Consider the following 25,407-nt stretch of genomic DNA (forward strand, 5'->3'; position numbering starts at 1 on the left):
AGTCGGCATCGGCGCGGACCTCATGGGGCGACACCGGGGTGCGCAGCGGCGCCGCGAGGGACGTCGGACGGCTCCGACACCGGGTGGTCGTCGGGAGGGGGCAACGAGGACATGGCTGGCAACGAGGACCGTGCCGAGACCTGGACGTCGGAGCTCCGCGAGCAGCAGGCGACGCTCGGCTCAGACCTCGGCCCCGCCGACCCGGCCGCGTACACCATGCGCAAGCCGATCCCGGAGCCGATGCCCACCGACCGGCACGGCCCCGCGCGGATCATCGCGATGGCCAACCAGAAGGGTGGCGTCGGCAAGACCACCACCACCATCAACCTGGGCGCCGCGCTGGCCGAGTACGGCCGCAAGGTGCTGCTGGTCGACTTCGATCCGCAGGGCGCCCTCTCCGTAGGCCTCGGCGTCAACCCGCACAACCTCGACCTGTCGGTCTACAACCTGCTCATGCAGGACGACGTCACCGCCGACGACGTGCTGATCAAGACCGACGTGGCCGGGCTGCACCTGCTCCCGGCCAACATCGACCTCTCCGCCGCGGAGATCCAGCTGGTCAACGAGGTCGCCCGGGAGATGGCCCTGGCCCGGGTGCTCAAGACGATCCGCAAGGAGTACGACTTCATCCTGATCGACTGCCAGCCCTCACTGGGCCTGCTGGCGATCAACGCGCTGACCGTGGCGCACGGCGTGCTCATCCCGCTGGAGTGCGAGTTCTTCAGCCTGCGCGGGGTCGCCCTGCTGCTGGATACCATCGACAAGGTGCGCGAGCGGCTCAACTTCGACCTGGAGCTCGAAGGCATCCTCGCCACCATGTACGACAGCCGCACCACCCACTGCCGGCAGGTGCTGCAGCGGGTGGTGGAGGCGTTCGGCGACAAGGTCTACCAGACCGTGATCACCAAGACCGTGAAGTTCCCCGAGTCGACCGTGGCCGGCGCCCCGATCACCACCCTCGATCCGGCCTCCTCCGGCGCCCGCAACTACCGCCAGCTGGCCCGTGAGGTGATCGCCGCCGAGTCGGAGCGGTAGGCCGAACGCCGGGTGTCCGGGCCGTGGACTACGGTTTTCCGGTGACCGCACCGCCCCTCGACCCGCCCGCGCCCCGCGACGCCGGCGACTCCGTGGCCGCCGCCGAGCTGGCCGCCGAGGTCGACGGCGTGGTGCCCGCGGACCCGGCCACCGTCGAGGAGGACACCGGCTTCACCGTCCGGCTGGACAACTTCACCGGCCCGTTCGACCTGCTGCTCCAGCTCATCAGCAAGCACAAGCTCGACGTCACCGAGGTGGCCCTGCACAAGGTCACCGACGAGTTCATCGCGTACATCCGGGCCATGGGCGATCAGTGGGACCTGGACGAGACCAGCGAGTTCCTGCTGATCGCCGCCACCCTGCTGGACCTGAAGGCGGCCCGGCTGCTGCCCGCCGCCGAGGTGGAGGACGAGGAGGACCTCGCCCTGCTGGAGGCGCGGGACCTGCTCTTCGCCCGGCTGCTGCAGTACAAGGCGTACAAGGAGGCGGCGGCGCACCTCGCCGAGCTGGAGGCGGTGGGTGGCCGCCGCTATCCCCGCGCGGTCACCCTCGAACCCCGGTACGCCGAGGCGCTGCCCGACCTGGTGCTCGGCATCGGCCCGGAGCGGCTGCTCAAGCTGGCGCTCAAGGCGATGACCCCGAAGCCGGTGCCCGAGGTGTCGATCGCGCACGTGCACATGGTCCGGGTCAGCGTCCGGGAGCACGCGGAGATCATCTCCGAGCGGCTGCGCCGGGCCGGCACGGCCACCTTCTCGCTGCTCTGCGCCGACTGCGAGATCACCCTGGAGGTGGTGGCCCGGTTCCTCGCCCTGCTGGAGCTCTACCGGCAGGGACTGGTCGCCTTCGTGCAGGAGCAGGCGCTGGAGGAGCTGACCGTCCGCTGGACCGGCTCGGCCGACGGCGACACCGAGCTGACCATCGACGAGTACGCCGGCTCCCCGGAGCCGGCCCCGGCGGCGCCCGCACCCGCCGACGACCCGGCAACGACGCAGGAGTGACCCCGATGAGCGAGCGTCAGAGCGACGAGGAACGCCGGGACTCCCTGGCCGACCAGGCCGCCGCCTGGATCCCCCCATGGGAGCGCCCCGGCCCCCCGCAGCCCTCCGCCGAGCCCGCCGAGCAGCCGGAGCCCGAGACTGCGGCAGATCTTGGCAGGGAAGGGCCCCTGGAGGGGCCGCCTACTGCCAAGATCTTCACGGCAGCCGTGGCGGAGCCGGATGCCGGGCCGGATCTTGGTGCGAAGGCGGCCGTGGCGGGGCCGGACCGTACCGAGATCGCGGAGGAGACCGGGACGGTGGGGGAGGCTGCGGGCGTACCTCCGAAGCAGGCGGCGGGGCGGCGGCGGGTGACGGCCGCGCCGGAGCCCGCGCCGGAACTCAGCGACGCCGAGCTGCGCGGCGCACTGGAGGCGATCCTGCTGGTGGTGGACCAGCCCGTCAGCGAGCTGACCCTGGCCCAGGTGCTGGAGCAGTCCCCGGAACGGATCGGCCCGATGCTCGACGAGATCGCCGCCGGCTACACCGCCGCCGGGCACGGCTTCGAGCTGCGCCGGGCCGCCGGTGGCTGGCGGCTCTACACCCGCCCGGAATACGCCACCTACGTGGAGCGGTTCGTACTGGACGGGCAGTCGGTGCGGCTCACCCAGGCCGCGCTGGAAACCCTGGCGGTGGTCGCCTACAAGCAGCCGGTGACCCGGTCGCGGATCTCCGCCATCCGGGGCGTCAACTGTGACGGAGTGATCCGTACCCTGGTCTCCCGCGGCCTGGTCGAGGAGTGTGGCACCGAACCGGACAGCGGTGCCTTCCTCTACCGGACCACCACCATGTTCCTGGAGAAGCTGGGGTTGAACTCGGTGGACGACCTGCCGCCGCTGGCCCCCTTCCTCCCCGACGACGTAGAAGAGCTTGCCGATGCGACGCGATGACCGTGCCCCCAAGCCCGACGCCCCCGTGTACGAGAGTGCCGAGCGCCTGCAGAAGGTGCTCGCCGCCGCCGGGGTGGGTTCGCGGCGCGCCTGCGAGGACCTGATCTTTCGGCGCCGGGTCACCGTCAACGGCCGGGTCGCGCAACTCGGCGACAAGGCGGACCCGGCGCGCGACGTCATCCACGTCGACGGCGAGCGGCTCCAGGCCGACACCCGCCTCGTCTACCTGGCCATGAACAAGCCCCGCGGGGTGGTTTCCACCATGGCGGACGAAAAGGGACGCGCGGCGCTGTCGGACTTCCTCGGCAACCGGGTGGAGCAGCGGGTCTACCACGTCGGACGGCTCGACGCGGACAGCGAGGGCCTGCTGCTGCTCACCAACGACGGCACCCTCGCCCACCGGCTCATGCACCCGTCGTACGGGGTGCAGAAGACGTACCTCTGCGAGGTGACCGGGCCGATCCCGCGCAACCTGGGCAAGCGGCTGGCCGCCGGGGTCGAGCTGGAGGACGGCCCGGTCAAGGTCGACTCGTTCAAGGTGGTGGACACCCTGGGCAAGACCGCCCAGGTGGAGGTGACCCTGCACGAAGGGCGCAAGCACATCGTCCGGCGCCTGCTGGCCGAGGTCGGGCACCCGGTGAGCCGGCTGGTGCGGACCTCGATCGGGCCGATCCGGCTGGGCGACCTGCGCGCCGGGCGCACCCGCCGGCTGACCAACGCCGAGGTGGCCGCCCTGTTCAAGGCGGTAGGTGACTGACCCGGACGTTTCGGGTACCGCTGACGGTAGGCTTCGTCGCGGCCCGGCGACGGCTCCGGTCGTGGCGCGGCGTCAGGCGCGCCGAGCTGGAGTTGCCGCAGGGGCGTCGTGGCGCGGATCGCGCTTGGCGGCGTCGTACGCGGGCCGTTCCGCGACGGCGGGCATCATTGATGATGGACAACCGCTCAACGGCGCCGGAGGAACCGGTGACCCGCGAGGTACGGGCTGAGGAGGAACACGGTGGGGCAGAACGAACGGACCGGACGGTGCGTGGTCGCGGTGGACGGGCCATCCGGTTCGGGTAAGTCCACCGTCTCGAGGCGGCTCGCCGTCGCCCTCGGTGCCCGCTATCTCGACACCGGCGCCATGTACCGGGCGATCACCTGGGCAGTGCTGCGTTCCGGCGTCGAACTGACCGATGCCGAGTCGGTGGCCAAGGTCGCCGGCGAGGTCGACCTGCGCATCGGCACCGACCCCCAGGGGTACGGCGTGACCGCCGACGGCGTGCACGTGGAGAAGGAGATCCGGGGCCCGGAGGTGACCGCCGCGGTCTCCGCGGTGGCCGCCGTGCCGGCCGTCCGCGAGCAGCTCGTCGCCCGGCAGCGGGAGATGATCACCAACTCCGACCGGATCGTGGTCGAGGGCCGCGACATCGGCTCGGTGGTCGCCCCGGACGCCGACCTGAAGGTCTACCTGACCGCGTCCGAGGCGGCCCGCGCCCAGCGGCGCAGCGCCGAGGACGCCGCCGACGTCGCGGCGACCGCCGCCGACCTGGCCCGCCGCGACCGGCTCGACTCGACCCGCAAGGTCAACCCGCTGCAGCAGGCCCCCGACGCGGTCGTGCTGGACACCACCGAGCTGGGCATCGACCAGGTCGTCGCCCGGCTGCGGGACCTGCTCACCGAGCGGGGTGTGGCGTGACCGAGGAGATGGGGGGCTGGGTCGAGCTGCGCGAGCCCGAACTCGACGGCGCGGAGCTGACCGGCCCGCAGCCCGTGGTGGCCGTGGTCGGCCGGCCCAACGTGGGCAAGTCGACGCTGGTCAACCGGATCATCGGCCGCCGGCAGGCGGTCGTCGAGGACATTCCCGGCGTGACCCGGGACCGGGTCCCGTACGACGCGCAGTGGAACGGCCGGGCGTTCACCGTGGTGGACACCGGCGGCTGGGAACCCGACGCGAAGGACCGGGCCGCCGCGATCGCCGCGCAGGCCGAGGCCGCCGTCGCCACGGCCGACGTGGTGCTCTTCGTGGTGGACGCGACGGTCGGGTCGACCGACGTGGACGAGGCCGCGGTGAAGATGCTGCGCCGTAGCGCCAAGCCGGTGATCCTGGTGGGAAACAAGGCCGACAACAGCGCCATCGAGATGGAGGCGACCGCGCTGTGGTCGCTCGGCCTCGGTGAGCCGTACCCGGTCTCCGCGCTGCACGGCCGGGGCTCCGGCGACCTGCTCGACGCGATCATGGACGCGCTGCCCGAGGCCCCGAAGGTGGTGGAGCACCGCCCCCGCGGCCCGCGCCGGGTCGCCCTGGTCGGCCGCCCCAACGTCGGCAAGTCCAGCCTGCTCAACCGCTTCTCCGGGGAGGAGCGGGCGGTGGTCGACTCGGTCGCCGGGACCACCGTCGACCCGGTCGACAGCCTGGTGGAGATCGGCGGGGAGACGTGGCAGCTGGTGGACACCGCCGGCCTGCGCAAGCGGGTCGGCAAGGCCAGCGGCACCGAGTACTACGCGAGCCTGCGCACCGCGTCCGCGATCGAGGCGGCCGAGGTGGCGGTGGTGCTGCTCGACGCCAGCGAGGTGATCAGCGAGCAGGACCAGCGGATCCTGTCCATGGTCGTGGAGGCCGGCCGGGCCCTGGTCATCGCGTTCAACAAGTGGGACCTGGTCGACGCCGACCGCCGGTACTACCTGGACAAGGAGATCGACCGGGAGCTGCGTCGTATCCCCTGGGCGATCCGGCTCAACCTGTCCGCGAAGAGCGGCCGGGCGGTCGACAAGCTCGCCCCCGCGCTGCGCAGAGCCCTGGTCAGCTGGGAGACCCGCATCCCCACTGCGCAACTCAACCAGTGGCTCACCGCCCTGGTCCAGGCCACCCCGCACCCGGTGCGCGGCGGCCGGGCCCCGCGCATCCTGTTCGCCACCCAGGCCGGGGTGGCCCCGCCGCGCTTCGTGCTCTTCACCACCGGTCCGCTGGACGCCGGCTACCAGCGCTTCGTCGAGCGCAAGCTCCGCGAGGAGTTCGGCTACGAGGGCACCCCGATCGAGATCTCGGTACGCCCACGCAAGAAGGTCGGACCGGGCGGGCGCGGCAAGGCCCACGGCTGAGCCTCCCGCCGCTCGCGCGACCCCACCCCGCCGCTCTTTCCTAGGACGCTCTAAAGGGAGTGGCGCCGGGCGCGCAACGCGGGAGGGGCCTGTGCGCAACCGTGAAGATCCTGCGCTAAGCTGTACCGGCTGCCGCGGGCACGACCGCGCGGGAGCATCGGGACGTGGCGCAGTTTGGTAGCGCACTTGACTGGGGGTCAAGGGGTCGTCGGTTCAAATCCGGCCGTCCCGACAGCACGAAGAAAGGCCGCTGACCGGAGCATATGCTCTGGTCAGCGGCCTTTCTGCTGTGCTGAAACAGTGGGGAGTCTGCGATCTAGACCGCGCGTAGCTGGGGACCATCTGGGGACCGGCGGGCCTTCAGGTGGGCGCTCAACGCCGTTCCCGCGTCCGTGATCGACTGCCGGTCCGGGTGTAGGTACCGCTGCGTTGTGGTCAGCGACCCGTGCCCGGCGATCTTCCGTAGGACATGCACCGGCACGCCTGCGTCGGCCATCCAGGTCAGCCCGGTGTGCCGTAGGTCGTGCCGGCGTAGATGCTCGTAGCCCAGCTTCGTGACCACCTCATCCCAATGCGTCGCGTCGCGCAGCACGGCTGTGCTGATCCGACCACCGCGCGGCCCCTTGAACAGTCGGGCGTCGGGCGTGGGCGCCGCGTCCAGGCGGCGCGCCACGATCGGCCGTACCTCTTCGATCAGCGGCACCGTGCGTGCCCGCTTTCCCTTGGTGCCCTTGTCGATCAGGCCACCGGGGCTGGGTGTGGTCTGCCGGCGTACCGTCCACATCCAGGATTCCCGGTCGACGTCCTCGGCCCGTACGCCTGATACTTCCCCGATTCGCGCCGCTGTGCAGGCTGCGAATATCACCACGTCGGCCCACCCGGTGAAGCCGTTCGCGGATCGCTCGACCAGCGCGCCGGCAAGGGTGGTCAGCGATTCCCAGTCAGGCAGCGCCAGCGAGCGGGGATCGTCCAATTCGTCTGCGGCTCGCTGGTACTCGCGTTGCCACCCGGTTACCTGCGCCGGATTGCGCTGAATGATGCCGTCGCGTACGGCCTGTTCCATCACGCGGACCAGCACGGCAAGACTGTTCTTCACCGTGGATCGGCTGCATTCGTCGGCAATCCAGGAGTGAACAGCGCGGTCAACCGCGCCGTTGGTAATCATGCGAACGGGAATGTGGCCGAGGGTCGGAACTACGCGCTTGCGCCAACCCGCCAGGTAGGGATCAAGCGTCTTGCGCTCCAACCCGCGCAGCGCCAGCGTCATCACGCTCTCGCCGTATTCCGTCAGGCGCTTGGTCGCGGCGAGCGGGTCGACGCCACCCTGCGCCGCACTGGCCATTCCGTCGATCCACGCCTGCGCCTCTTCGGGCGTGGCGACCGTCGTGGACTTGGACAGCCGGCGCTTGCTGGTCGGGTCGACCCACCGGACCCGTGCGCGGTAGGGGCGGTCACGGCCCGGCCGGAATTCCACATCGGTCGCCAGTCGTACGCCGATCGGCGGTTGCTGAGGCGCGGCCATCATGCTGCCTTCGGGCAGACGCGCCGGGCGGACAGCCAGTGCTCAACGTCGGCCGTCGCGTACTTCACCACCCGGTCGGAGATCTGGATGAACGGCGGGCCTTGAAAGGGCGGCGCGGTGCGCCAACGCCTGATGGTCGACGGGTCTACGTCGAGCAGCTCGGCAAGCTCCTCGGTGGACATGAACGGCTTGGGGGAGAGGCGGATGGTGTTGTCTCCTTCCTGGGCGGCGGTCGCGTCTGCTGGCTGATTCTGCGGCACGAGTCGCACGGTGAGCGCCTTTCCGGGTGCGGGCGGGTCCGGTGCTGGGTGGAGGGAGGCCGCTCTCAGCGGGCATTTAGACGGCCCGCTGAGAGCGCCGTAGAGCCAAGATCTTTGGGTTCTGAGGGTGATGGGTAGGGTCTGGGCTGAAACACGGCGCATCGCCCTGTTTCAGCCGATCTAGTCGTGCGGCGTCCGTCGCATGTGGTGTCACCGAGATACGGCAGCGTTTTCGCAGGCCACGGCCGATCGGGTGACTTCGGTGACTCGGGTGACAGCGGGGACACCTATGCGGGTAGCCGGTAGCGGCCGCCGGGGTCGCAGGCGACCTGGCCGGCGTCGAGCATCCGGCCGCAGGTCTTCTTGACGTTGTCCACGCTCAGCCCGGTGCCCTCGGCGATGGCCTTCGGGGTGCTGCCGGGGAAGGTGCGCAGCCACCGCAGGATGGCGGCGCGGGTGTCGCTGACTTCGTGCTCTGCGGCGGGGCCGTCGAGCATGGTCCACGCCCCGACGGCGGGGTCGAACGCTAGCGGATACTCCGACTCGTCCACGTCGCGGCCGGTCACGTGCAGCACCCCATCGGCCGACCCGCGTGGCCGGCGGAGCACGAGGGTGGCGTCAGCGGCACCGGCCAGGCCGTTGGTGCCGGACACGGCTTCCAGGAAATCGTCCGACCCGGCCTTGCGGACGTGGTGCACGAGCACCATCGCCACGCCGTAGGCGTCGGCAACCTTCTTGGCCCGGCCAACGGCGGCGTAGTCGGCGTCGTAGGCGGACATGCCAGGGGCGGACGTGCCGCGCAGCTTGGCGAACACGTCGATGATGACCATGCGGGCGTCGCGGTTGCGGTCCAGCCACGCGGCGATGGCCTCGTCACCGCCCTGCGGCAGCGGCGGGCAAGCGGTGGCCAGGGTCAGCCCGGCCGGCGCGGCCCGTCCGGCGAGGATCTTCCCCATGCGGGCCTGCAACCGGCGCGGGGTGTCCTCCAACGCGAGGTAGAGCACCGGGCCCGGTTCGGTGGCGATGCTGCCGAACGCCTTGCCGCCCTCGGCGACGGTCAGGCCGAGGCCGAGGGACAACCACGACTTGCCCACCTTTGGTGGTCCGGCGAGCAGGTTCACGCCCTCGGACAGCACACCGGGCACGGCCCACCGGGGCGGTGGGAACTCCATCGCCATCAGGTCAGCGGCGGTCCACGAGGTGCGGATACGCCCCGGTTCGCGGCGGACGGGGGAAATGACTTCGGCGGCAGTGCCGTCGCCCGGCTGCACCACGCGCAGGTCGGGACGCTCGGCGGGGGCAGTCATGCGGCCACCTTTCGCGGACGGCGCGCCCCGGCGCGCAGCCCGGACACGATCGTGCGGGCCGTCTCCACCGGCCGCAGGCCGGCGGTGTGGGCGGCGTCGGTGAGGACGGCGGTGGCGTCGGGCTCGGCGAGCGCGCCACCGGCCACGAGCTGCCCGAGGGCAACCGCGGAACGGTAGAGCGCGTGATTGCGTCCGCCGGGTGCGGCGCCGGTGACCTCGGCGACCTGGGCGCGGATCGCGGCGTCGACGTAGGCGGCGCGGCGGCCGGTGCCGAGGTCGACCACCACGGGCCGCTGCGGCGGCAATGGTGCGGGTGCCAGCAGAGCGGCGAGCCACCCGGACAGCGGAACCGGGTCGGTGTCGAGGTCGACCACGTACGGGCGGCCGGCGACCGTTGAGCCGGCGGCGACGACGTAGCCGCCGTGGGCGCGGGTGTCGACCATCGGGCCGAGGGTGCCGGCGGTGTTGCGCAGCGCCGGTCCGTCGTCCGGGTGCCGGTAGTAGAGGTGGGTGCCGCCTCGGCCGGTGGTGACGGTGTAGGTCGGGTCGATGCCGGCGGCGTGCGCGGCGGCCAGCTCGGCGAGCACGGCCGGGCCGTCACGCCCGTCCGCCTCGGTGGGGGTCTTTGGCGTGTCCAGGTCGACCACCACGAGGCGGGACGGGCCGCAGGCAAGGCCGATGCCGTAGGGGCGGGTCGACCACGCCCGGCGGATGCGGTCGGGGTCGGTGGTGGCTCGGGTCTCCCACCCGAGGTGCTGTCCGGCAGCGCGGCAGCGCGGGTCGCGGCCGGTGCAGTCGTCGGCGGCGTGGTCGGGGAACGCGGGTCGCTTGTCGTCGGGCCGCAGCGGGAAGACGTGCCATCCGCGTTCGGCGTGGGCCAGGGCGGCGGCGAGAAGGTCAGTCATGGTGTCTCCTAGGCGGGTCGGCGGTGGGCGCGGGCAGCGTCGAGGTCGATCAGCGCGCCGCCCGTGGTGTCCGGGGCGCGGCCGGGCCGCTTCGCGGTGGTGGTGACGGTCAGGCGCAGGTAGAGGCGGCAGCGACCGGCGTCGTTGCCGGTCAGCGCCTGTCGGGTGCCGCGCTGGGTCAGATGGCCGGTGGTGGCCAGGGCGGCGGTGGCGGCGTCCAGCTCGGCCGGCGTGCCGGTCAGCCAGATTTCGAGGCCGGTCAGGTGCGGGTCGCGGGGCGACGCCCCGTCGCGCCGTGGGCCGGTCATCGGGCGGCCCGCCTCGGTCGCGGTCGGGCAGCGATGGCGGCGCGGGTGACGGCCTCGCGCACGTCGCCGAGCAGCCCCACCAACTGGCGGCGGGCGGCCAGCTCCCCGGCGGCGAGCGCCACCCTGACGCGCACCTCGGCGTGGTCGCGGCCGGCATCGGTGCGCACGCGAACCAGCACGGCGCGGGCGCGGCCGGGCAGGTCGACCACGATTTCCTCGGAGCGGTGCTCGCCGAGGCCGCATCGGTGGTCCCGGCCGCACCAGTCGGTGTGACCGTCGCGGGCGGTCATTGGTGGCCTGCCCGGTACTCGGCGCGGATGTAGTTGATGAGTCGGCGTCCGATGCGGACGCGTATGCCGGTGCCGTCGCAGCGGCGGCAGTCGCGTCGGGTGCCGATGGCGGTGCGGTGGTAACGCCGGCCGTGGCAGCGGCGGCAGCGCCCCCACGGCGAGGCCGCACATACGGCCAGATAGCACACTGTGTAACCGAGGGCGGCGAGGCTAGCGAGCAGGACGATGGTGGTCACGAAAACGCCTCCACAGGCCGGAATTTGGGTGCGGAAGGCTGACGCCGCTAGGAACTAGGGCGCTGGCCAGGGTTGGGATGGGTTGCTAGCGGGGGTGCTAGGTCTAGCGGGGGGTGCCGCTAGACCTAGCACCCGATCGCTGTCCGGCTTACGCCGCTTTGTCGCCCCGGCGCTTGTTACGCTCCGCGACCGCATCGGCGATGTGCTGCCGCTCGACACCACGCCGGTTCGCGCCCTTGCCGGTCGCCGGGTCGGTGCCCCACACCTGCCCGGTCGTGATCCCGTACGGCTTGAGCGCCGCCGTGAGCTGGTCGCGGGTCAGGTCCCCGTACGCCTCCGGGTTCAGCTCGGCCAACCGCTCGGTGAGCGTCTCGGCCCACACCTTCGCCTCGGTCGCGGGGACCACGGTGAGGATGTCGTCCAACAGGGTGTCTCGCCGGGCCGCCGGGGTTGGTGCGGCCTGGCCGATGGCGTGCCCGGTGAGCGTGCCGGCCTGCTCGCGTAGGGCGCGGGCGCGGTCGGTGATCTTCTCGGCGGTTGGGCCGTCGACGTAGAAGGTGCGGACGATCTGGGCGTCGTCGGCCGCGCCGACCAGGTAGCCGACGCCCTTGTCCTTCTTGGCGAACATGGTCGCCCGGATGCCGTTCTTGTACGCGGAGGTGCCCAGGATCATGTCGTTTTCGATTTGGCCCATGACCCGCAGGCAGAACCGCGTGCCCGCGTTGGCCGACACTCCGGTGGGCAGGCTCTTGGCGTCCGGCCGCTGCGTGGCCACGACCAGGATGACGCCGAGGGCGCGGCCCAGCTTGATGACCTTCTCGGCCAGCTCCCCGGCTTCCTTGCCGAACTCCGGGTGCGAGAACAGCTCCTGCACCTCATCGAGCGCTACCACGAGCCAGTGAAGGCCGAGTTTCTTGCGGCGGGCCAGCTCGGGGGTGACCTTGTTGTCCGGGCACACCGCCTTGGGGAGGCCCTTGATGACGGCGGCGCGGCGCTGGCACTCCTTGCGCAGCTCCCGCAGGGCCAATAGGCCGGCCTCGGCGGTGTCGTCGTCCTGCCCTGAGGCGTAGCGGGCGGACACCTTCTCCAACGGATCCAAGCCGCCGGTGCCCTTGAAGTCGAAGCACCACAGCTCCGCGTACGGGTCGAGCGCTGAGGCGAGCATCGGGACTTGGGTGGCGGCGGTCTTGCCGTAGCCGGGGATCGAGCCGATGAGCAGGTTGGTGTAGGGCAGCTCGAACGCCACGACTCGGCCGCGCGGGTCGGTGCCGAACGGCACCGGCCGCCCCAGGTCGAAACCACCCGTGGTCTTCAGTAGCGGCCACGCCTTCGGCGGGGTGGCGGCCATGTCCTGATCGCCCACCCACAGCAACAGCCGGCCGGGGTGCACCTCCGGCTGCCCCTCGGGCCACACACACCCGAGGGGGCGGGTGAGACCGGCGGCGAGCCGGTCACGGCGCTCGATCACGTCCCCGGCGGTCACGCCCGGGGGCAGGTCGATGTCGGCCCGCCAGCCGGGGCCGTCGCGGGTGATCGGGGCCGTGAACGCGATGGCCCGGTTGCCCTGCTTGGCGATCGCCTGGGTGATACCGGCGATGCCGAGCACGGCCAGGGCGCGCACCACCACATCCGAGGTCAGCCGGGCGACTCTCGGTACGACCACAGCGGTGTCCAACAGGGGCTTGTCGGCCGGCTGACCAGCCAACCCGCACAGCGTGACCAGCAGCGCGGGCACTGCCCACTGTGCCCACGTGGGCGCCCACATCATCGCCAGCCCACCGACCAGGGAGAGGGAGAGGGTGAAGGTGGCGACGATGCCCCGCCACCGGACACGGCGGTCACGCTGCCGCGACAGCTTCAGGTACAGCTCACCATCGCGGGTCTCGGAGGTGGCCTGCCGCAGCCGCTCACCCTCCCAGTCGAACACCCACCGGGTCGCCCCGGACAGCAGCCGCCACGCCCCCGCAGGGGAGCGCAACGCCAGCTTGCCGGCGTACTTCGGCAGCCGGGTCAGGTGGTAGGCGGTGGTGTGCAGCAGATGGCCGACCGCCCACCGCATCGTGTCGCGCAGCTCCGCGCGGGAGCGCAGCCACGCGGGCAGGATCGGGAGGCGCTGGCCGGCGCGCACGGCGTCGAGGGTGAACCGCGGGGACCGCTGCGCCTCGGGCGAGTCGACCAGCACCGGCCCGCCGTCGTCGTCCGGGTCGGCCGTGCGGGCGGCGCGGGCGGCGTCCAGGTCGACCACCTCAGCGTCCGGAGAGTCGGTCAGGTCGCGCTCGGCGGCCTGCCAGTCGAAGCGGTCGTCATCGTTGGGGCTAGCCACGGCGGGCCTCCTTGCGGGTCGAGGGGGTGCGGGAGGTGGAGCGGATGGCAGCGATGTCGGTGCACAGTCGGGCGTAGGAGTCGATCTGCCACGGCGTGGTGCGGGTCAGGCCACGCGCGGCGAGGGCGGCGGCCACGGCGGTGAATTCCCGTTCGTCGGGCCGGTCGTACTCCTCGGTGCGGGTCGGCAGGTCGACCCACTCGGTGCCCTGCGCGTAGTCGATGAGCAGGATGTAGCCGCCGCACGCGGCGGGGGCGATGGTGGCGCGCAGTGGGGTGCCGAGCCAGAGCGGCCGGCGGGGACGCAGGCGGGCCGCTGCTCGCCGCAGCGTCCGCAAGGGTGACAACATCAGTGGTCTCTCCAGAGGGTGTGAGTGCCGGACGGAAGAGGGCCGGCGGCACGGCGCAGGTTGGGAAGCCAGGGGCCGTGCCGCCGGGCGGAACTAGTCGTGCGAGCGGACGAGGTGCGCCAGTGCGGCGCCCATGCCGAGCACCGCGACGGGGAGGCAGGCGACGGCGGTGGTGATCCACCAGGGGGCGGCGGTGACGCCGGCCGCCTCCAGGAGGTGGTAGGCGATTTGGCCGAGCGCGCCGACCAGCAGTGAGGCGATGGCCGACCAGCGGGCGAAGCGGCGTGCCCGGTTCGGCACCCGGCCGGACAGCCACACGTAGAGCGCGTACGCGCCGTAGGTCTCGACCCCGATCGGCAGGGTGATGGCGGAGTTGATGGAGAAGCTGTCCCAGATGCCCGGTAGCGGGTGGACCACGCCGAACCCGGTGAGTCCGCCGAGTCCGACCCACCCGGACCAGATCGCCACGAACGCCGGCAGCGCCAGCAGCACCACCGGCCACACCACCGCCGGGCGGGACGGCGCGGGCGGGGTGGGCGTGTCCGGGTGTCCGGCCGTGCTGGCCTCGGCGTCCGTCTCGTCCGGCGTGATCTCCACCGGCTCGGGGGCGGGCGGGGTGGACTCGGGTGCGGTCGGCGGGTCGGCCGGGTCCGCGGTGGGTTCGTCGGTGTCGGCGGGGAACAGCTCTACCCGCTCGGCGAGGCTGCCGCGCTTGACCATCGCGGCGTGCAGAGCGTCGACGTGGGCCTGCCGGTCGCGCTCGTCGCGCAGCCGCGACAGCAGCTCGTCAGCCTTCGGCGCACCGATGCGGAACTCACGCATTAGCCGGTTCCGCGAGGGCAGGTCGCCCAGCTCTTTGGCCAGCTTGCGTGCCGGCGGCAACAGCGCCTCAACCGGCTGCGGGTACTTCGTGCCGTTGATCGTGGGGGCAGTCATGGGTGTCCTCCGGTCAGTGGTTGAGGGTGTCGGCGAGCAGGGCGCGGTGGGCGGGGAAGACGGTGCCGTCGTAGGTGTCGGCCAGGTGGCGGACCAGGGTGGGGTAGCTGTCGGCGCGGATCCACGCGGCGCGGCGGGCGTCGTCGCGGCCGGTCACCTCGGGGAGCAGGTAGAAGTCGTCGCCGATGTCGAAGCGGGTCGGGACGGTGACCATCCACGCCTCATCGCTGGCGCGCGGGTCGGGCACGTAGCGGGGCGGGAGCGCGATGTAGGGCTCTTGGGTGCGGTCCACGATCAGGCCGGTTTCCTCGGCCAGCTCCCGGACGGCGGCGTCGGTGGGGTCCTCGCCGGGGTCGACGTAGCCGCCGGGCAGCGCCCACCCGTGACCGTCGGCGCGCTCGACCATCACGATCCAGTGCCGGCCGTGGGCGTCGCGGGCGACCACGAGCGCATCGGCGCAGACCTGCTCGCCCCAATGGCCGAGTTCGTTGCGGCCGTAGCGCACACCGGTCGGGGCGTGCGGGTTGACCGGCCGACCGTCGATGACGGCAAACGGGATCAGCGCGGCGGCCTGCCGGGCGGGCCAGTCGATGCGGGTCGGGTCCATCTCCGGATCGGCCCAGCTCGCCCCGGCGGCGATGCCGGCCAGAACGCTCGGATCGGTGTAGGTGCGGGGGATCATGCGGCAACCTCCGTTGCGCAGGTCAGGCACTCGCCGAGCGAGCGCGGGATGTAGTAGGGCCGGACAGCGCCGCAGGTCGGGCACGTCCGGCGGGCCGTCAACGCGGCGCGGATGGCGCGCAGTTGGGCGGGTGTGGCGGTGCGCTTCGGGCGGGCCAGGTCGACCCGGTACAGGTAGGCGGCGCGGGTACCGCCGACACCGGCCCAGAGCACCTGAGCGGCGATCGGCTGCCCGCCGGGCCGTAGGCCGGCGGCGGCCAGCTGGCGGCGGGTGGCGTAACCGGGCGGTGCACCTCGCCACCAATAGGTGGGGATGCCGTACCGCGCCCCGTCCGGATCGTGAAAGGCGGCGCGGACCCGGGACATCAGGCCGCGCGGTGCGGGGTCGGGTGGGCGGCCAGCTCGGCGGCGGCGCGGGTCACGCGGGCCTCCGCCCGACGCAGCCGACGCCAGTCCAGCGCGGTCGGTCCGCCGTGATCCTCGGCGTAGATCAGGGTGATCTCGGCGTCCAACAGGTCCAGCTCGGCCGCGATCAGCGGCCACTCCGCCTCGATGGCGGCCAGGTCGGCGGCGGTCGGCTCGGCGGTGACGGGGGCAAGACGCTTCCTCACGGGAAACCTCCGGTAGTTGATGCGATGGGGGAGCGCAGCGGCGCGGACCAGGACGCCCGCGCCGCCGACGCCAACGTGGGGATGAGCTGCACGGACCTCCGCCGTGCGTGGCCACCTTTTCCGGGGAGGTGACAGCCCTTGTGTTGTCAAGGAACGGGTGCGCGGTGGTCCGTAGGCGCGCAGCGCTGAAGCGCTGCCTTCCCCGGCTTCCGCCCGGCTGACTAGCGGATCGAATACAACTCGACGTTGTATTCGATGATGTGGACGCTACAACTCGACGTTGTATTCACGCAAGGCGTGAACCTTGATCAGTTCGGCGTATTGGGTGGCGGGTGGCGTACCCTCGCTGGTGATGTCTGAGACGACGGGTGAGCTACCGACTGACTGGTGGACGACTGCCGACGTACTGGCGTTCCTGAAGGCGGCGGGAGCGCCGGTAAGCCGTGCTACCTGGGCGGCCTACGTATCCCGAGGGCAGGCTCCCGCCCCTGACCGCATGTTCGGTCGGTCGCCGGTTTGGCGGCCGGCGGCGGTCCGGGAGTGGCAAGCCTCCCGCCCTCGCAGGGGTTCGGTCGAGGTCTGAACCTGCCGTAATGGCCTCGGTCCTCCTGGCGAGTCCAGTTCGTTTCCATGGGTTCTAGTCAACGTGAGTAACCGTCGACTTCCCATGAACCGTATGGAACTGGCGATGCATGACCATGGAACTCGGGCGGCAACCGCCGATTGACGTACGCCGCTAGACTCCCCGGAAACACAGCCTGCGGGGGAGGTGGGCGCATGCACGTCGTTGCCACGTGGACGGGGCAGCGCGCGCGAGCACTCCGGCTGGCGCTGCGGATGACGTTCGACGACTTCGCCGCGCACCTGGGCGTGTCTACCCGGGGCGTGACGAAGTGGGAGGCGCAGCCGGACGCGGAGCTGGCAATGCGTACTCAGCAGCTCCTTGACGTGGCGTTGAAGCGCGCGGACGACGACGCGCTGGCGCGGTTCGCGCAGTTCCTTCAAGAGCCTGCGCAGCCTGCCCCCGAGCCACCGGCCGAGACGCCAACGGCCCCTGTGCTGCCGCCGAGAACCGTTATGGCCCGCCGAGTGACACCAGACCTGCTCCGGTTCCTTCGCCGCTCGCTACGCGACCACTACACGGCAGACAACCTGCTCGGTCCACGCGCCCTACTTCCGGCCATCACGGCCCACGCTGACACCATCGAGCAGATGGCGCGAGATGCGTCTGGCCAGTCGCTGGACGACCTGCTGCGGGTGGGCGCTGGGTACGCCGAGTTTGCGGGCTGGCTCCACCAAGACGCGGGTGACACGGAGAGCGCTACCGCGTGGTATCGCCGTGCGCTGGAGTGGGCCGAAGCTGGCCAGGACGACCGGATGGCCGCCTTCGTCCTGACTCGCCGTGCCGTTCAAGCCATCAGCGCTCGCAACGGCGCCCACGCCGCCCGGCTGGCCAGCGCCGCCCAGCGGGACCGGGGACCGGAAACGCTGCGGATACGCGCCATCGCTGCTCAGACAGAAGCGCTCGGGTATGCAGTCCACGGGGAAGGTGGAGAGACGGACCGAGCCCTGGACCTGGCCGAGAGGCTGCTTGATGACGGCGGTGCAGACACGCCGTTGGAAGGCGACCCGTCCGACGGGCGGTATTGCGACCTGCGGCTGTACCTGGCCATTTCCCGAGCCAAGTGCCACCTGGAACTCGGCCGCGCCTCGGCCGCCGTGTCGGCCTTCACGACGGTGCTCGACACGCTTCCGCCGGACTACCATCGCGACCGTGGCCAGTACCTCTCCCGCCTTGCTCAGGCATACGTGCTTGCAGGTAGCCCGGAGGAGGCTTGCGCGTGCGCCGAAGAGTCCTTCGCCATCGCGGTCACAACCGGATCGTCCCGCACCCTTAACGACCTGCGGAATCTGCTCGGCCAGCTACGGCCCTGGGCGTCGTCCCCAGCCGTAGCAAAGCTGCGCGACCTGCTGACCACTGCTGCCTGACCAGAGAGGCCATCACCGTTGTTCTCGCTCGCAACCGACGCCGCACCCGGCCGCCCCAACGAGGATTTCGTGATCGCCTCTGCCGACCTGGCGGTGGTCGTGGACGGGGCAGGCATCCCGTTCGGTGGCTGCCACCACGGCGTGGCGTGGTACGCGCGCCAGCTCGGCGTCCGAACGATGGCCGCCCTGGTCGCCTCACCGGATGTGCCACTCGCGGATGGCTTGGCCGAGGGAATCGCCGCTGTGGCTGCGCTGCACGCTGACACCTGCGATCTGACCAACCCTGGCACGCCCTGTGCTGCGGTCGGCATTCTCCGTGTTGGGCGCGATCGGGTCGACGCGCTGGCGCTGTCCGACGTGAGTGTGGTGGTCGACCTCGACACCGGACCGGAAGTCACGTGCGACCTGTCCATCGAGGAAATCAGTGGCACCGAGCCGGCCGCGGTCGCGGGCATGCGGTTCGGTACCCCTGAACACGCCAACGCGCTGGCCGCGCTGGTCGCGCGCCAGACCTCGACCCGCAACCGTCCCGATGGGTGGTGGGTGGCGGCTGCTGACCCGACCGCAGCTCAGTATGCACGCACCGCCAGCTACCCGGCTGATGCCATGCGGCGGGCCGCTGCGTTCTCGGACGGCGCTACCCGGCCTGTCGACCAGATGGAGATTTACGGGTGGCTGGAGTACCTCGACCTGCTCGAAAAGGTCGGGCCGGCGGGTCTGATCGGGCACGTCCGGTCCATCGAGTCGGACGATCCGCACGGAGACCGGTACCCACGGACCAAGCGCCACGACGATGCTTCGCTGGCTCAGTTCTTGCCAGAGTAGCGATGGACTGTCACCCCTGTCACCGGTGTCACTCGATGGTCCGTGAGCTGCCTGAAGCTGAGTCGACGGGTGACACCTCGGTGACAACTGGCGTGCCGCTGCCACGTTTTCTGCGATCATCGATACATGCCCTTGCGTTGGAACCGCACGCGTAGCCAGTTGGAGGTCGCGGACGGCGTCTCGGTCGGCGTCAGGATGAACGACTCCGAGACGGAGTTCGAATTCGATCAAGTACGGGACGTCACCTTGGCCGAGTGGTACGAGGCCTTACATGAGGACGACACGACAAGTCGCCTCGCCTATGTGTCCGACGGTTCCGAACTGATTGTGCTTGAGCCAGTGAATGGTAGCGATGGCTTGCTGGACGTGGACATAATCGCGGAAGGGCCCGAGTGGAACTTGGACCGCGTGCAAGAGATGATGCAGGTCCTCTGTGATGCCAAGGGTGATCACCTAGATCGAGTCTTGTACGAGGAAGCGGCATGGATATTCCATGTTCATTGTCGAGCCGATCAGCGCACTACCGCCGACTTGTTTGCACTGCAAGCCGTTTGCCTTAAGCTATTCGGTCTTCCCGAAGCGCCTAAGCCCGAGCGAACACTCGAAGCGGAAGCCATTCGGGAGATCCTGCTGGCCGGGGTGCCTGACGTTCTGGTTGGCCTCAGCGAATCTCACGTGCTAGAGGTGAAGTCCCAGGGGTACGACCTAACTTCTTTCGCTGGAGAAGTGGAATTGGCCCAAGATGTTGCGGGCTTTGCGAACGGAGAAAATGCGGGCATCCTTGCCATAGGGTTCAGGACCAGTCGAGTGAACGGCAGCGACACAATCAGCAAAGTGGTCAAGCTGGATTTGCCCGAGAACTCGGCCGTTCGGTACAGGGAAGTAATTGGGAGGCGCGTCTATCCAGCTATTCAAGGGTTGGTCGTGGATCTAATCCAAGTCAGAGGCGGCGCGATCCTCTCACTATTGATACCTCAGCAGGCTGAGCCGGCGAAGCCCTTCATTGTTCATGGAGCGGTGCTAGAAGGGCAGAATAGAGGATCGTTTGTCTCTATAGTTCGGCGACGAGACGAAAACTCATCGGCGATGACTGCCCCTGAGTTGCATGCTCTGCTGTCTGCTGGTCGGTCTGTCCTTCGCAGCGCATCAAAATAGGAATTCGCCGCACAGGGAACTGGATAAGCGGCGGGAGTGTCCGAACAATCCGAATTATTGACGCCAAAGAAGTGGGTGCTTGATGTCCCGTATTTGGGATTGGTTAAGTGGCTTTGGGCACTGGCTGTCCGGCACAAATCCCGACGTCTGGTCGGCGGTCGCCGCATGGTTAACCCTAGCGGTCGCGGTGGTGGCGGGTATTGCTGCTTTCTCTCAGGTGAGAGAAGCTCGGCGAAGCCGAGAGGAGCAAGCTCAACCGTACGTGGTGGCCTACATGGAACAGAATCCGGCCTCGGCGGCCTTCATGGACCTTGTAGTTCGGAACTTCGGGACTACAGGCGCCCGTGATGTTCGCATGTCTTCTTCTCCGGCTTTGAGGCGCACGACACGCGGGCAGGAGTCTGAGGAGGTTCAACTATTCGAGGTCATTCCGTTCCTAGCCCCTGGTCAGGAGTGGCGCACATTCTGGGACTCTGGCACTGAGCGCACACAAAACCAGAATATAGAGGATCGATACGAAGTCACGATCCAGTACAAAGATTCGCGCGGGCGTCAAATGGATCCGACTGAGGCGGTACTGGACTGGTCGGTTCACGATGGGCGTCACTACATTGAGATTTACGGCATCCATCATGCTGCGACCGCGCTAAGGGAGATACAAAAGAGCGTAAAGAGGTGGACCGAGGGCACGAATGGCCTTACTGTGTATGTTCGCGATGGAGACAAGAAGGACGCTGTGATGCGGGAGCGGAAAAGGGAATGGGCGCAACGCCTCCTGGAGCAGCGGCAGCGGACGGGCGCGGAAGCCGCGGCCCCAGCCGTGAACCCTCCCGAGAGCGCGCCGCCTTCACTGGAAGCCGCCCTTAAAAGCGAAGGTGATGGGGGCTAAGCCTTGCACATGGGCGGCGGCGCAGCGTGAGAGGATGAGGCGCGGCAGATGGTGCGGTGTCTAGTCTCAGCCGATGGCGGTCGCTGGCGGGAGCTGGTAGGCAGGACGTCGGAACTGCCGAGGTGAACACTGAGGACGCAGATCATTTGAGAACGCAGGGGACCATGACAGAGCCGAGTGCGCCAACCCAGAGATCCGGGGCGGATTCAGATACTCGAGTCTTTTCTAACGGTTTGCCGTCTACCGAGTGGATTGACATTGGGGAGCAGATCGAGGACGGGCTACGCCGGCTGAAGCGCGGAGTGGGTAGGAATGAGAAGCTCCGGCCTATAGCGGGCGACCTGCTTGCTGCTCTTGATATGGCCAAGTCGACTCTCGACGATATTGAGGGCCAAGAGGATATTTTCCCCGAAATAAGGCTTTCCTTTTACCGCAACTTGGATAACGTAGTACACGAGGCTGAGAAGAACATCCTTCAAGCGCGCCCTAGGGAAGCTATAACGCATGTTCTGAACGTTCTGCTGGCCATCTCGATCCTGGCCGAGGAGGCGGTGCGACACGTTCAGGAGGAGGTGCATCGGCGGGCCTTCGAGTTCCTGAGGGCGGACCTGAAGAGACAGATTGACTCACTCGAGCTTGTCGGCAGCCGCGTCGAGGCGCAGATTGAGGTTGGATACATAACCCAAATACGCCAGGATGCAGAAGAGGCGGCCGGAATTGTCGCTAGCAGTGAGATGGCGGCCTTCTACTTGGCGCACGCCCGCCTTGAGCAAATCCGGTACCTCACCTGGAATGTCATACTCGGTCTTGGTATTTGTGCATCGATCTCTCTGGCTTGGTTCCTTGTCTCAAGGGCTGGTGACGCCGCGTTGACAGCCCAGGAGTTAAGCCGCCTCGCTCTTACGTTTCCGTTGCTGACGCTCGCCATTTACGCTGGCCGTCAAGCGACCTTTCATAGGGACCAAGAAAGTTCGGCGAGGCTTACTGCGGTTCAGTTGCGGACGGTGAAGGCATTTTCAGATGCCCTCCCGAATTCGGGCAAGGAATCCGTCATGCTGATGCTTGGCGAGAAGGTGTTCGGCAGTTCCGGTGCGCCCTCCACCGATGCCTCACGTGAGGGCGGACTGGGCGCGGCGACCGAGACCGTCCAGCAAATGCGAGATTTGTTGTTAGGTAAGGGGTTGCCGGGCAATGGCAAGTAAGAGGCAGCCAGGCGTATGGCCGAGAGGTCATCGTGGCGGCCGGCGGATCGCCTCGTCGGGCACTACTGGACCGGTCGGAGACTGCCCGACGAGGAGTTCCGCAGAACCGCTACCTGGTAGTACGGGTGGTGCTGCTATTTGGGCAAGAAATAGCCGACGATTACACCTATAACCAAAAATACGAAGCTAACAATGGTGTTTGTTGTCAACGCATCCTTGTTTCTCGTCAGCCAGGGTGGTGCCTCAGCGCGGGTACGCGTATAAATGATCGCGGAGCTTTTGTGCTCCGAGTATGGCTTGAAAAGAGTGGCCAATGCCACGGCTAATGGGAGTATCAGAAGCGTAATGCCGCCCTTGTCCTGAGAGGTCAGGATGCCGGGTTTGACGAATTCGAGTAGACCTAGGACGGCGGCCGCTGAGAGAACTGCTGACCCGCCGATAATAAGAGTCTTCCGCTGGCGGAACACTCGTCGTCGCGTCCAAAGTGTGCGCTCGACCTCCGTTGCCATGCCGCGACTCTGAAGGTCGGGGTCCCTGACCGTCAAACTCGCTTCGTCCGGGCCAAGACTTAAGATAACTCTGCCCTGGCCAGCCACCAATTCCAGACGATTGATGCTAGGTGTATCGAGTTGGGCGAGGTCCTCGATGTCATCGAAGGTGAAATCGGGGGTGGAGAGCCTAACGTCGTTCGCGACCTCGCCTATCGTTTTGATAACCGCAGCGAGGTCGTCCCGCCAGACTCGTATATGCCCAAACTCTCGGACGTCGATTTCTGATCGAGTGCGCTTGATGGCCACCCGCGTACAATACTAGCCCGGAAGGCGTAAAGCACTCATCGTGTCGGTCGAAAGTGGATGACTGGTGCGGCTTGGAGAGCCTTCCCATGTGCGCCGTGCTTGCGCATGTCATCCGACCGTCGCCACGCCTGTCAGCGCCGGGGACCAGGTGGGGACCACACGGCGTGCGCGATGGTGGGCGGCATGCCGTCGACTACACGGCCTGATCTTGGGGATGGCGTGTGTGACGTGCGTGGACGTGTGGCGAAGCGTCCTGGGGGTCAAGGGGTCGTCGGTTCAAATCCGGCCGTCCCGACGCAGCTCAGGGGCCATTCGGAATCTTCCGGATGGCCCCTTTCGATCTTGTACTGCAACGAAGTACAGCAACGGCTCCTTGGCCGATTCTCCGAACCCCGTTCGCACTACCTGGGAGAGCCATGACAAGTCGGTTCACCGAGTTGGTCGTTGATTGCCGCGACCCGGAGATGCTCGCGGCCTTCTGGTGCGAGGTAATGGATTTCAAGGTGATCGACCGGAGCGAGGGCAAGGTCGAGATCGGCTCCTGGGTGCCGACCGTTGAAGATGTTCGGGCCCGCCAGATGCCGCCCACCCTGCTGTTCGTCCAGGTGCCCGAGGGCAAGGCCGTAAAGAACCGGCTCCACCTCGACGTCAGCCCAATCGACGGCAGCACTGAGGACGAGGTGACCAGATTGCTCGGCCTCGGTGCCACCAAGACGGATGTGGGCCAAGGCTCAGACCGAAACTGGGTGGTCATGGCAGACCCCGAGGGCAACGAGTTCTGCGTCCTACGCACCCTGGCACCGCAGAACTAGACAGTACCGCGTGCTGCCACCGCACTCGCCGCGGCACGACCAGACCATGTTTAGAACGGGCAGGTCCCACCCACTCTACGGTGTGCGGACGAAGGCCGACGGGATGGCTAGGGGTGCGGAGTGGGAGCGACGCGTGGGTCAAGGGAGCTGGCAGTGCGTCCAGGCCTGCCTTGCAGTGGCTTGACTGGGGCACCACACGGGTCAGGCCCCGATCTCAGCGACCATCGTGTCCGCGTCCTCGAACGACTCAACCGTGCGAAACCCTTCAGCGGCGTACAGCCTCGCAGCGAAGTTCGCCCGCTCCACGCTCAGCGACACCCTGCGGATGCCACGTTCTCGTGCGGCGCCCAGGACAGCGCGCAAGAGCACCCGGCCCACACCCCGGCCCCTCCAGGTTTTCACCACGCCGATAGTCAGCTCTGGCACGTCGTCACTCACGTACCCGTAGCCCGGATCAGCGGCGGTCAGGTATCGGAACCAAGCCGCGCCGACTGGCCGATCAGCCGGGTCCACCGCAACCATGCCGAAGTCTTTTGGCTGCATCCAACCGGTGACATAGTGAGCCAGCGCGGGATTCGCCAGGATCTGCTCGCGAGACCAGTTGCGCTCAGGCAGCCAGTTCACGGCCTCCACGAGCATGTCAACCAGGAATTCGGAATCAGCCGAGGTGGCGGCGCGGATACCGAGGTCAGTCACCGCCGAAGCCTCGCACACAAGATCGGACAGAGCCAGGATCCTGCCGTCGCCACCCGCCTGCCGCAGGACGACACGGCGCCGGTCTAGCGCAGGCCGTAGCGCGAGTCACCGCCCCGTGGTGGGATACGGCGTGGCGCTTCCGGTCGAGTGCGCACGCGGTCAACGCGGCATGCTGCGCAAGCCCGTGGAGCGTAACTGGGTGGTCCGATTGGGATGGGTCGGCGACCATGGTCGGCATGGCGAGGGACCGGGCATGAGGCTGCCACTTCAGGGCGGGCTGCCGCCGGTGGATGCGACGTCCGGCGCCGTCGTGGAGATCGCCTGTGACGAGTCAGGGTTCTCCGGCACCAATCTGCTCGATCCCGCCACTCCGGTGATCACACACGCGAGTGTCGACCTTCGTGGCGATGAGGCTGCTGAGCTGGTCGCGACACTGCGGTCCGGCTTCCGATTCTCGCCGAACGAGTTCAAGTCCCGGCAGTTCCTCCGCCGGCCCGAAGCGGGTGAGGCGCTGGAGTGGTTCCTGGCGGCGCTGCGCGGCCGGGCACACGTCCACCTGGTCGACAAGCAGTACTTCCTCGTCACCCGCATCGTCGACCTGCTGCTGACCGAGCCGTCGTACGCGGCCGGCACCCGCCTGACCCAGGAACACCGTCCGGCCGCCCTCGCCCTGTACCGGGCCGGACGCTCGGCCGGTCCCGATTGGAATCTCCTCCTCGCGGCCTTCGTCGAGATGCTCCGGACCAAACGACGAGATCGGCCGGATCACCGCAGCGTGGAACGGTTCTTCCAGGCACGGGATGGGCTGCTACGACACGCGCTGGGCCCGCCGGCCGAGGCCGTCCTTCTCGGGCTCGACCGTACCCGGGTGGCCAGCGTCCAGGCCCGGCTGCACGGCTACGACCGGTCGATCCCGCCACCGCTGGAACCGATGCTGCCGGCGCTGGCCGAGACCGTCCTGTTCTGGAGCGGAGGGGAGCGGCGGGTGCTGGTCACCCACGACGAGCAGAGCGCCCTCACGGCCGACCGGCTGCGTCGCCTCCAGCGGGTGCTGGCCGACGGCGCCGGACTACCCCCGGCCGGGGAGTCGCCGTTGGCCGGGCTGGTGACGGTCGACTCCCGGGACGATCTGCGGGTCCAGGTCGCCGACCTGCTCGCGGGGGTGGCCCGGCGGATGCCGGGGATCGTCGACGACGGCCCACTCCAGCCGTTGCTCTCTCCGACCTCACTGCGCGATCCGATCGGTGAGGCCCTACCGACCTGACGGCCAAGCG

27 protein-coding genes, 1 tRNA gene and 1 pseudogene are annotated in these 25,407 nt (G+C 68.9%); 14 read left to right on the forward strand and 15 right to left on the reverse strand.

Features of this window, described 5'->3' with window-relative positions; genetic code table 11:
• Positions 1-111: 111 nt before the first annotated feature.
• The 7 genes from ACY34I_RS27120 to ACY34I_RS27150 all read left to right on the forward strand — a co-directional run bounded on the left by ACY34I_RS27120 (position 112) and on the right by ACY34I_RS27150 (position 6,272).
• Positions 112-1,035 carry a ParA family protein gene (locus tag ACY34I_RS27120; RefSeq protein ID WP_148802060.1) on the forward strand — a complete coding sequence of 308 codons (924 nt, stop codon included), beginning with the start codon at positions 112-114 and terminating at the stop codon, positions 1,033-1,035.
• Positions 1,036-1,076: 41 nt separating this feature from the next.
• The gene (locus ACY34I_RS27125; protein ID WP_462757852.1) at positions 1,077-2,033 is read left to right on the forward strand and encodes a segregation and condensation protein A; all 957 of its coding nucleotides are present in this window, start codon (positions 1,077-1,079) and stop codon (positions 2,031-2,033) included.
• A 5-nt stretch (positions 2,034-2,038) separates the two neighbouring features.
• Positions 2,039-2,959 (forward strand): SMC-Scp complex subunit ScpB, encoded by a 921-nt coding sequence (gene scpB, locus ACY34I_RS27130; RefSeq protein WP_462757853.1) that lies wholly within the window; start codon positions 2,039-2,041, stop codon positions 2,957-2,959.
• Positions 2,946-3,716 (forward strand): pseudouridine synthase, encoded by a 771-nt coding sequence (locus ACY34I_RS27135; protein ID WP_462757854.1) that lies wholly within the window; start codon positions 2,946-2,948, stop codon positions 3,714-3,716. The genes scpB and ACY34I_RS27135 overlap by 14 nt, the downstream gene beginning before the upstream one ends.
• A 240-nt stretch (positions 3,717-3,956) precedes the next feature.
• On the forward strand, positions 3,957-4,637 hold the full coding sequence (cmk, locus tag ACY34I_RS27140; protein ID WP_462757855.1) for a (d)CMP kinase: 681 nt from the start codon (positions 3,957-3,959) through the stop codon (positions 4,635-4,637).
• A gap of 8 nt (positions 4,638-4,645) precedes the next feature.
• Positions 4,646-6,040, forward strand: coding sequence for a ribosome biogenesis GTPase Der (der, locus tag ACY34I_RS27145; RefSeq protein WP_462757886.1), 1,395 nt, complete (start codon positions 4,646-4,648; stop codon positions 6,038-6,040).
• A gap of 158 nt (positions 6,041-6,198) precedes the next feature.
• Positions 6,199-6,272: transfer RNA gene (locus ACY34I_RS27150), tRNA-Pro, on the forward strand.
• 84 nt (positions 6,273-6,356) lie between these two features.
• On the opposite strand, the gene ACY34I_RS27155 is transcribed toward ACY34I_RS27150, so the two are convergent.
• The 13 genes and pseudogenes from ACY34I_RS27155 to ACY34I_RS27215 all read right to left on the reverse strand — a co-directional run bounded on the left by ACY34I_RS27155 (position 6,357) and on the right by ACY34I_RS27215 (position 15,768).
• A complete protein-coding gene (locus tag ACY34I_RS27155) occupies positions 6,357-7,562 on the reverse strand; it encodes a tyrosine-type recombinase/integrase (RefSeq protein ID WP_462757856.1) in 1,206 nt (401 codons plus the stop codon).
• Positions 7,562-7,744 carry a helix-turn-helix transcriptional regulator gene (locus tag ACY34I_RS27160; RefSeq protein ID WP_462757887.1) on the reverse strand — a complete coding sequence of 61 codons (183 nt, stop codon included), beginning with the start codon at positions 7,742-7,744 and terminating at the stop codon, positions 7,562-7,564. Before ACY34I_RS27160 ends, ACY34I_RS27155 begins: the two co-directional genes overlap by 1 nt.
• 288 nt (positions 7,745-8,032) lie before the next feature.
• Positions 8,033-9,129 (reverse strand): annotated as a pseudogene (locus ACY34I_RS27165) (AAA family ATPase).
• Positions 9,126-10,034, reverse strand: coding sequence for a bifunctional DNA primase/polymerase (locus tag ACY34I_RS27170; RefSeq protein WP_462757857.1), 909 nt, complete (start codon positions 10,032-10,034; stop codon positions 9,126-9,128). The pseudogene ACY34I_RS27165 and the gene ACY34I_RS27170 overlap by 4 nt, the downstream one beginning before the upstream one ends.
• Positions 10,035-10,042: 8 nt before the next feature.
• Positions 10,043-10,342 (reverse strand): hypothetical protein, encoded by a 300-nt coding sequence (locus tag ACY34I_RS27175; RefSeq protein WP_462757858.1) that lies wholly within the window; start codon positions 10,340-10,342, stop codon positions 10,043-10,045.
• Entirely contained in the window at positions 10,339-10,632 is a 294-nt protein-coding gene (locus ACY34I_RS27180; RefSeq protein ID WP_462757859.1) for a hypothetical protein, read from the reverse strand. The genes ACY34I_RS27175 and ACY34I_RS27180 overlap by 4 nt, the downstream gene beginning before the upstream one ends.
• A complete protein-coding gene (locus tag ACY34I_RS27185; protein ID WP_462757860.1) occupies positions 10,629-10,868 on the reverse strand; it encodes a hypothetical protein in 240 nt (79 codons plus the stop codon). Before ACY34I_RS27185 ends, ACY34I_RS27180 begins: the two co-directional genes overlap by 4 nt.
• 148 nt (positions 10,869-11,016) lie before the next feature.
• Positions 11,017-13,191 (reverse strand): cell division protein FtsK, encoded by a 2,175-nt coding sequence (locus ACY34I_RS27190; protein WP_462757862.1) that lies wholly within the window; start codon positions 13,189-13,191, stop codon positions 11,017-11,019.
• Positions 13,184-13,540: a hypothetical protein gene (locus ACY34I_RS27195; protein WP_462757864.1), complete on the reverse strand. Its 357-nt coding sequence runs from the start codon at positions 13,538-13,540 to the stop codon at positions 13,184-13,186. The genes ACY34I_RS27190 and ACY34I_RS27195 overlap by 8 nt, the downstream gene beginning before the upstream one ends.
• A gap of 93 nt (positions 13,541-13,633) precedes the next feature.
• Entirely contained in the window at positions 13,634-14,476 is an 843-nt protein-coding gene (locus ACY34I_RS27200) for an ABC transporter permease (RefSeq protein WP_462757865.1), read from the reverse strand.
• A 13-nt stretch (positions 14,477-14,489) separates the two neighbouring features.
• On the reverse strand, positions 14,490-15,158 hold the full coding sequence (locus ACY34I_RS27205) for an NUDIX domain-containing protein (RefSeq protein WP_462757866.1): 669 nt from the start codon (positions 15,156-15,158) through the stop codon (positions 14,490-14,492).
• Positions 15,155-15,523 (reverse strand): RRQRL motif-containing zinc-binding protein, encoded by a 369-nt coding sequence (locus ACY34I_RS27210; RefSeq protein ID WP_462757867.1) that lies wholly within the window; start codon positions 15,521-15,523, stop codon positions 15,155-15,157. Before ACY34I_RS27210 ends, ACY34I_RS27205 begins: the two co-directional genes overlap by 4 nt.
• Positions 15,523-15,768 (reverse strand): DUF6284 family protein, encoded by a 246-nt coding sequence (locus ACY34I_RS27215; protein WP_462757868.1) that lies wholly within the window; start codon positions 15,766-15,768, stop codon positions 15,523-15,525. The genes ACY34I_RS27210 and ACY34I_RS27215 overlap by 1 nt, the downstream gene beginning before the upstream one ends.
• Positions 15,769-16,545: 777 nt before the next feature.
• Between ACY34I_RS27215 and ACY34I_RS27220 the strand changes: the two genes are divergently transcribed.
• The 5 genes from ACY34I_RS27220 (at position 16,546) to ACY34I_RS27240 (ending at position 21,828) form a co-directional block, all read left to right on the forward strand.
• On the forward strand, positions 16,546-17,757 hold the full coding sequence (locus ACY34I_RS27220; protein WP_462757869.1) for a hypothetical protein: 1,212 nt from the start codon (positions 16,546-16,548) through the stop codon (positions 17,755-17,757).
• 18 nt (positions 17,758-17,775) lie between these two features.
• On the forward strand, positions 17,776-18,582 hold the full coding sequence (locus ACY34I_RS27225; RefSeq protein WP_462757870.1) for a hypothetical protein: 807 nt from the start codon (positions 17,776-17,778) through the stop codon (positions 18,580-18,582).
• Between the two features lie 159 nt (positions 18,583-18,741).
• The gene (locus tag ACY34I_RS27230; RefSeq protein ID WP_462757871.1) at positions 18,742-19,737 is read left to right on the forward strand and encodes a hypothetical protein; all 996 of its coding nucleotides are present in this window, start codon (positions 18,742-18,744) and stop codon (positions 19,735-19,737) included.
• Positions 19,738-19,819: 82 nt separating this feature from the next.
• Positions 19,820-20,626: a hypothetical protein gene (locus ACY34I_RS27235; RefSeq protein ID WP_462757872.1), complete on the forward strand. Its 807-nt coding sequence runs from the start codon at positions 19,820-19,822 to the stop codon at positions 20,624-20,626.
• A gap of 233 nt (positions 20,627-20,859) precedes the next feature.
• Positions 20,860-21,828 carry a hypothetical protein gene (locus tag ACY34I_RS27240; protein ID WP_462757873.1) on the forward strand — a complete coding sequence of 323 codons (969 nt, stop codon included), beginning with the start codon at positions 20,860-20,862 and terminating at the stop codon, positions 21,826-21,828.
• Positions 21,829-21,962: 134 nt separating this feature from the next.
• Here the strand turns inward: ACY34I_RS27240 and ACY34I_RS27245 are convergent, their stop codons facing one another.
• Positions 21,963-22,625 (reverse strand): hypothetical protein, encoded by a 663-nt coding sequence (locus ACY34I_RS27245; protein WP_462757874.1) that lies wholly within the window; start codon positions 22,623-22,625, stop codon positions 21,963-21,965.
• Between the two features lie 416 nt (positions 22,626-23,041).
• Here ACY34I_RS27245 and ACY34I_RS27250 point away from each other — a divergent pair, with 416 nt between their 5' ends.
• Entirely contained in the window at positions 23,042-23,437 is a 396-nt protein-coding gene (locus tag ACY34I_RS27250) for a VOC family protein (RefSeq protein WP_462757875.1), read from the forward strand.
• A gap of 201 nt (positions 23,438-23,638) precedes the next feature.
• Here ACY34I_RS27250 and ACY34I_RS27255 read toward each other — a convergent pair whose 3' ends face one another.
• Entirely contained in the window at positions 23,639-24,133 is a 495-nt protein-coding gene (locus ACY34I_RS27255) for an N-acetyltransferase family protein (protein ID WP_462757876.1), read from the reverse strand.
• A 253-nt stretch (positions 24,134-24,386) separates the two neighbouring features.
• On the opposite strand from ACY34I_RS27255, the gene ACY34I_RS27260 reads away from it, so the two are divergent.
• Positions 24,387-25,397 carry a DUF3800 domain-containing protein gene (locus ACY34I_RS27260; RefSeq protein ID WP_462757877.1) on the forward strand — a complete coding sequence of 337 codons (1,011 nt, stop codon included), beginning with the start codon at positions 24,387-24,389 and terminating at the stop codon, positions 25,395-25,397.
• The last annotated feature ends 10 nt before the right edge of the window (positions 25,398-25,407 follow it).

This window comes from Micromonospora sp. RTBAU3-60, from assembly GCF_054963695.1.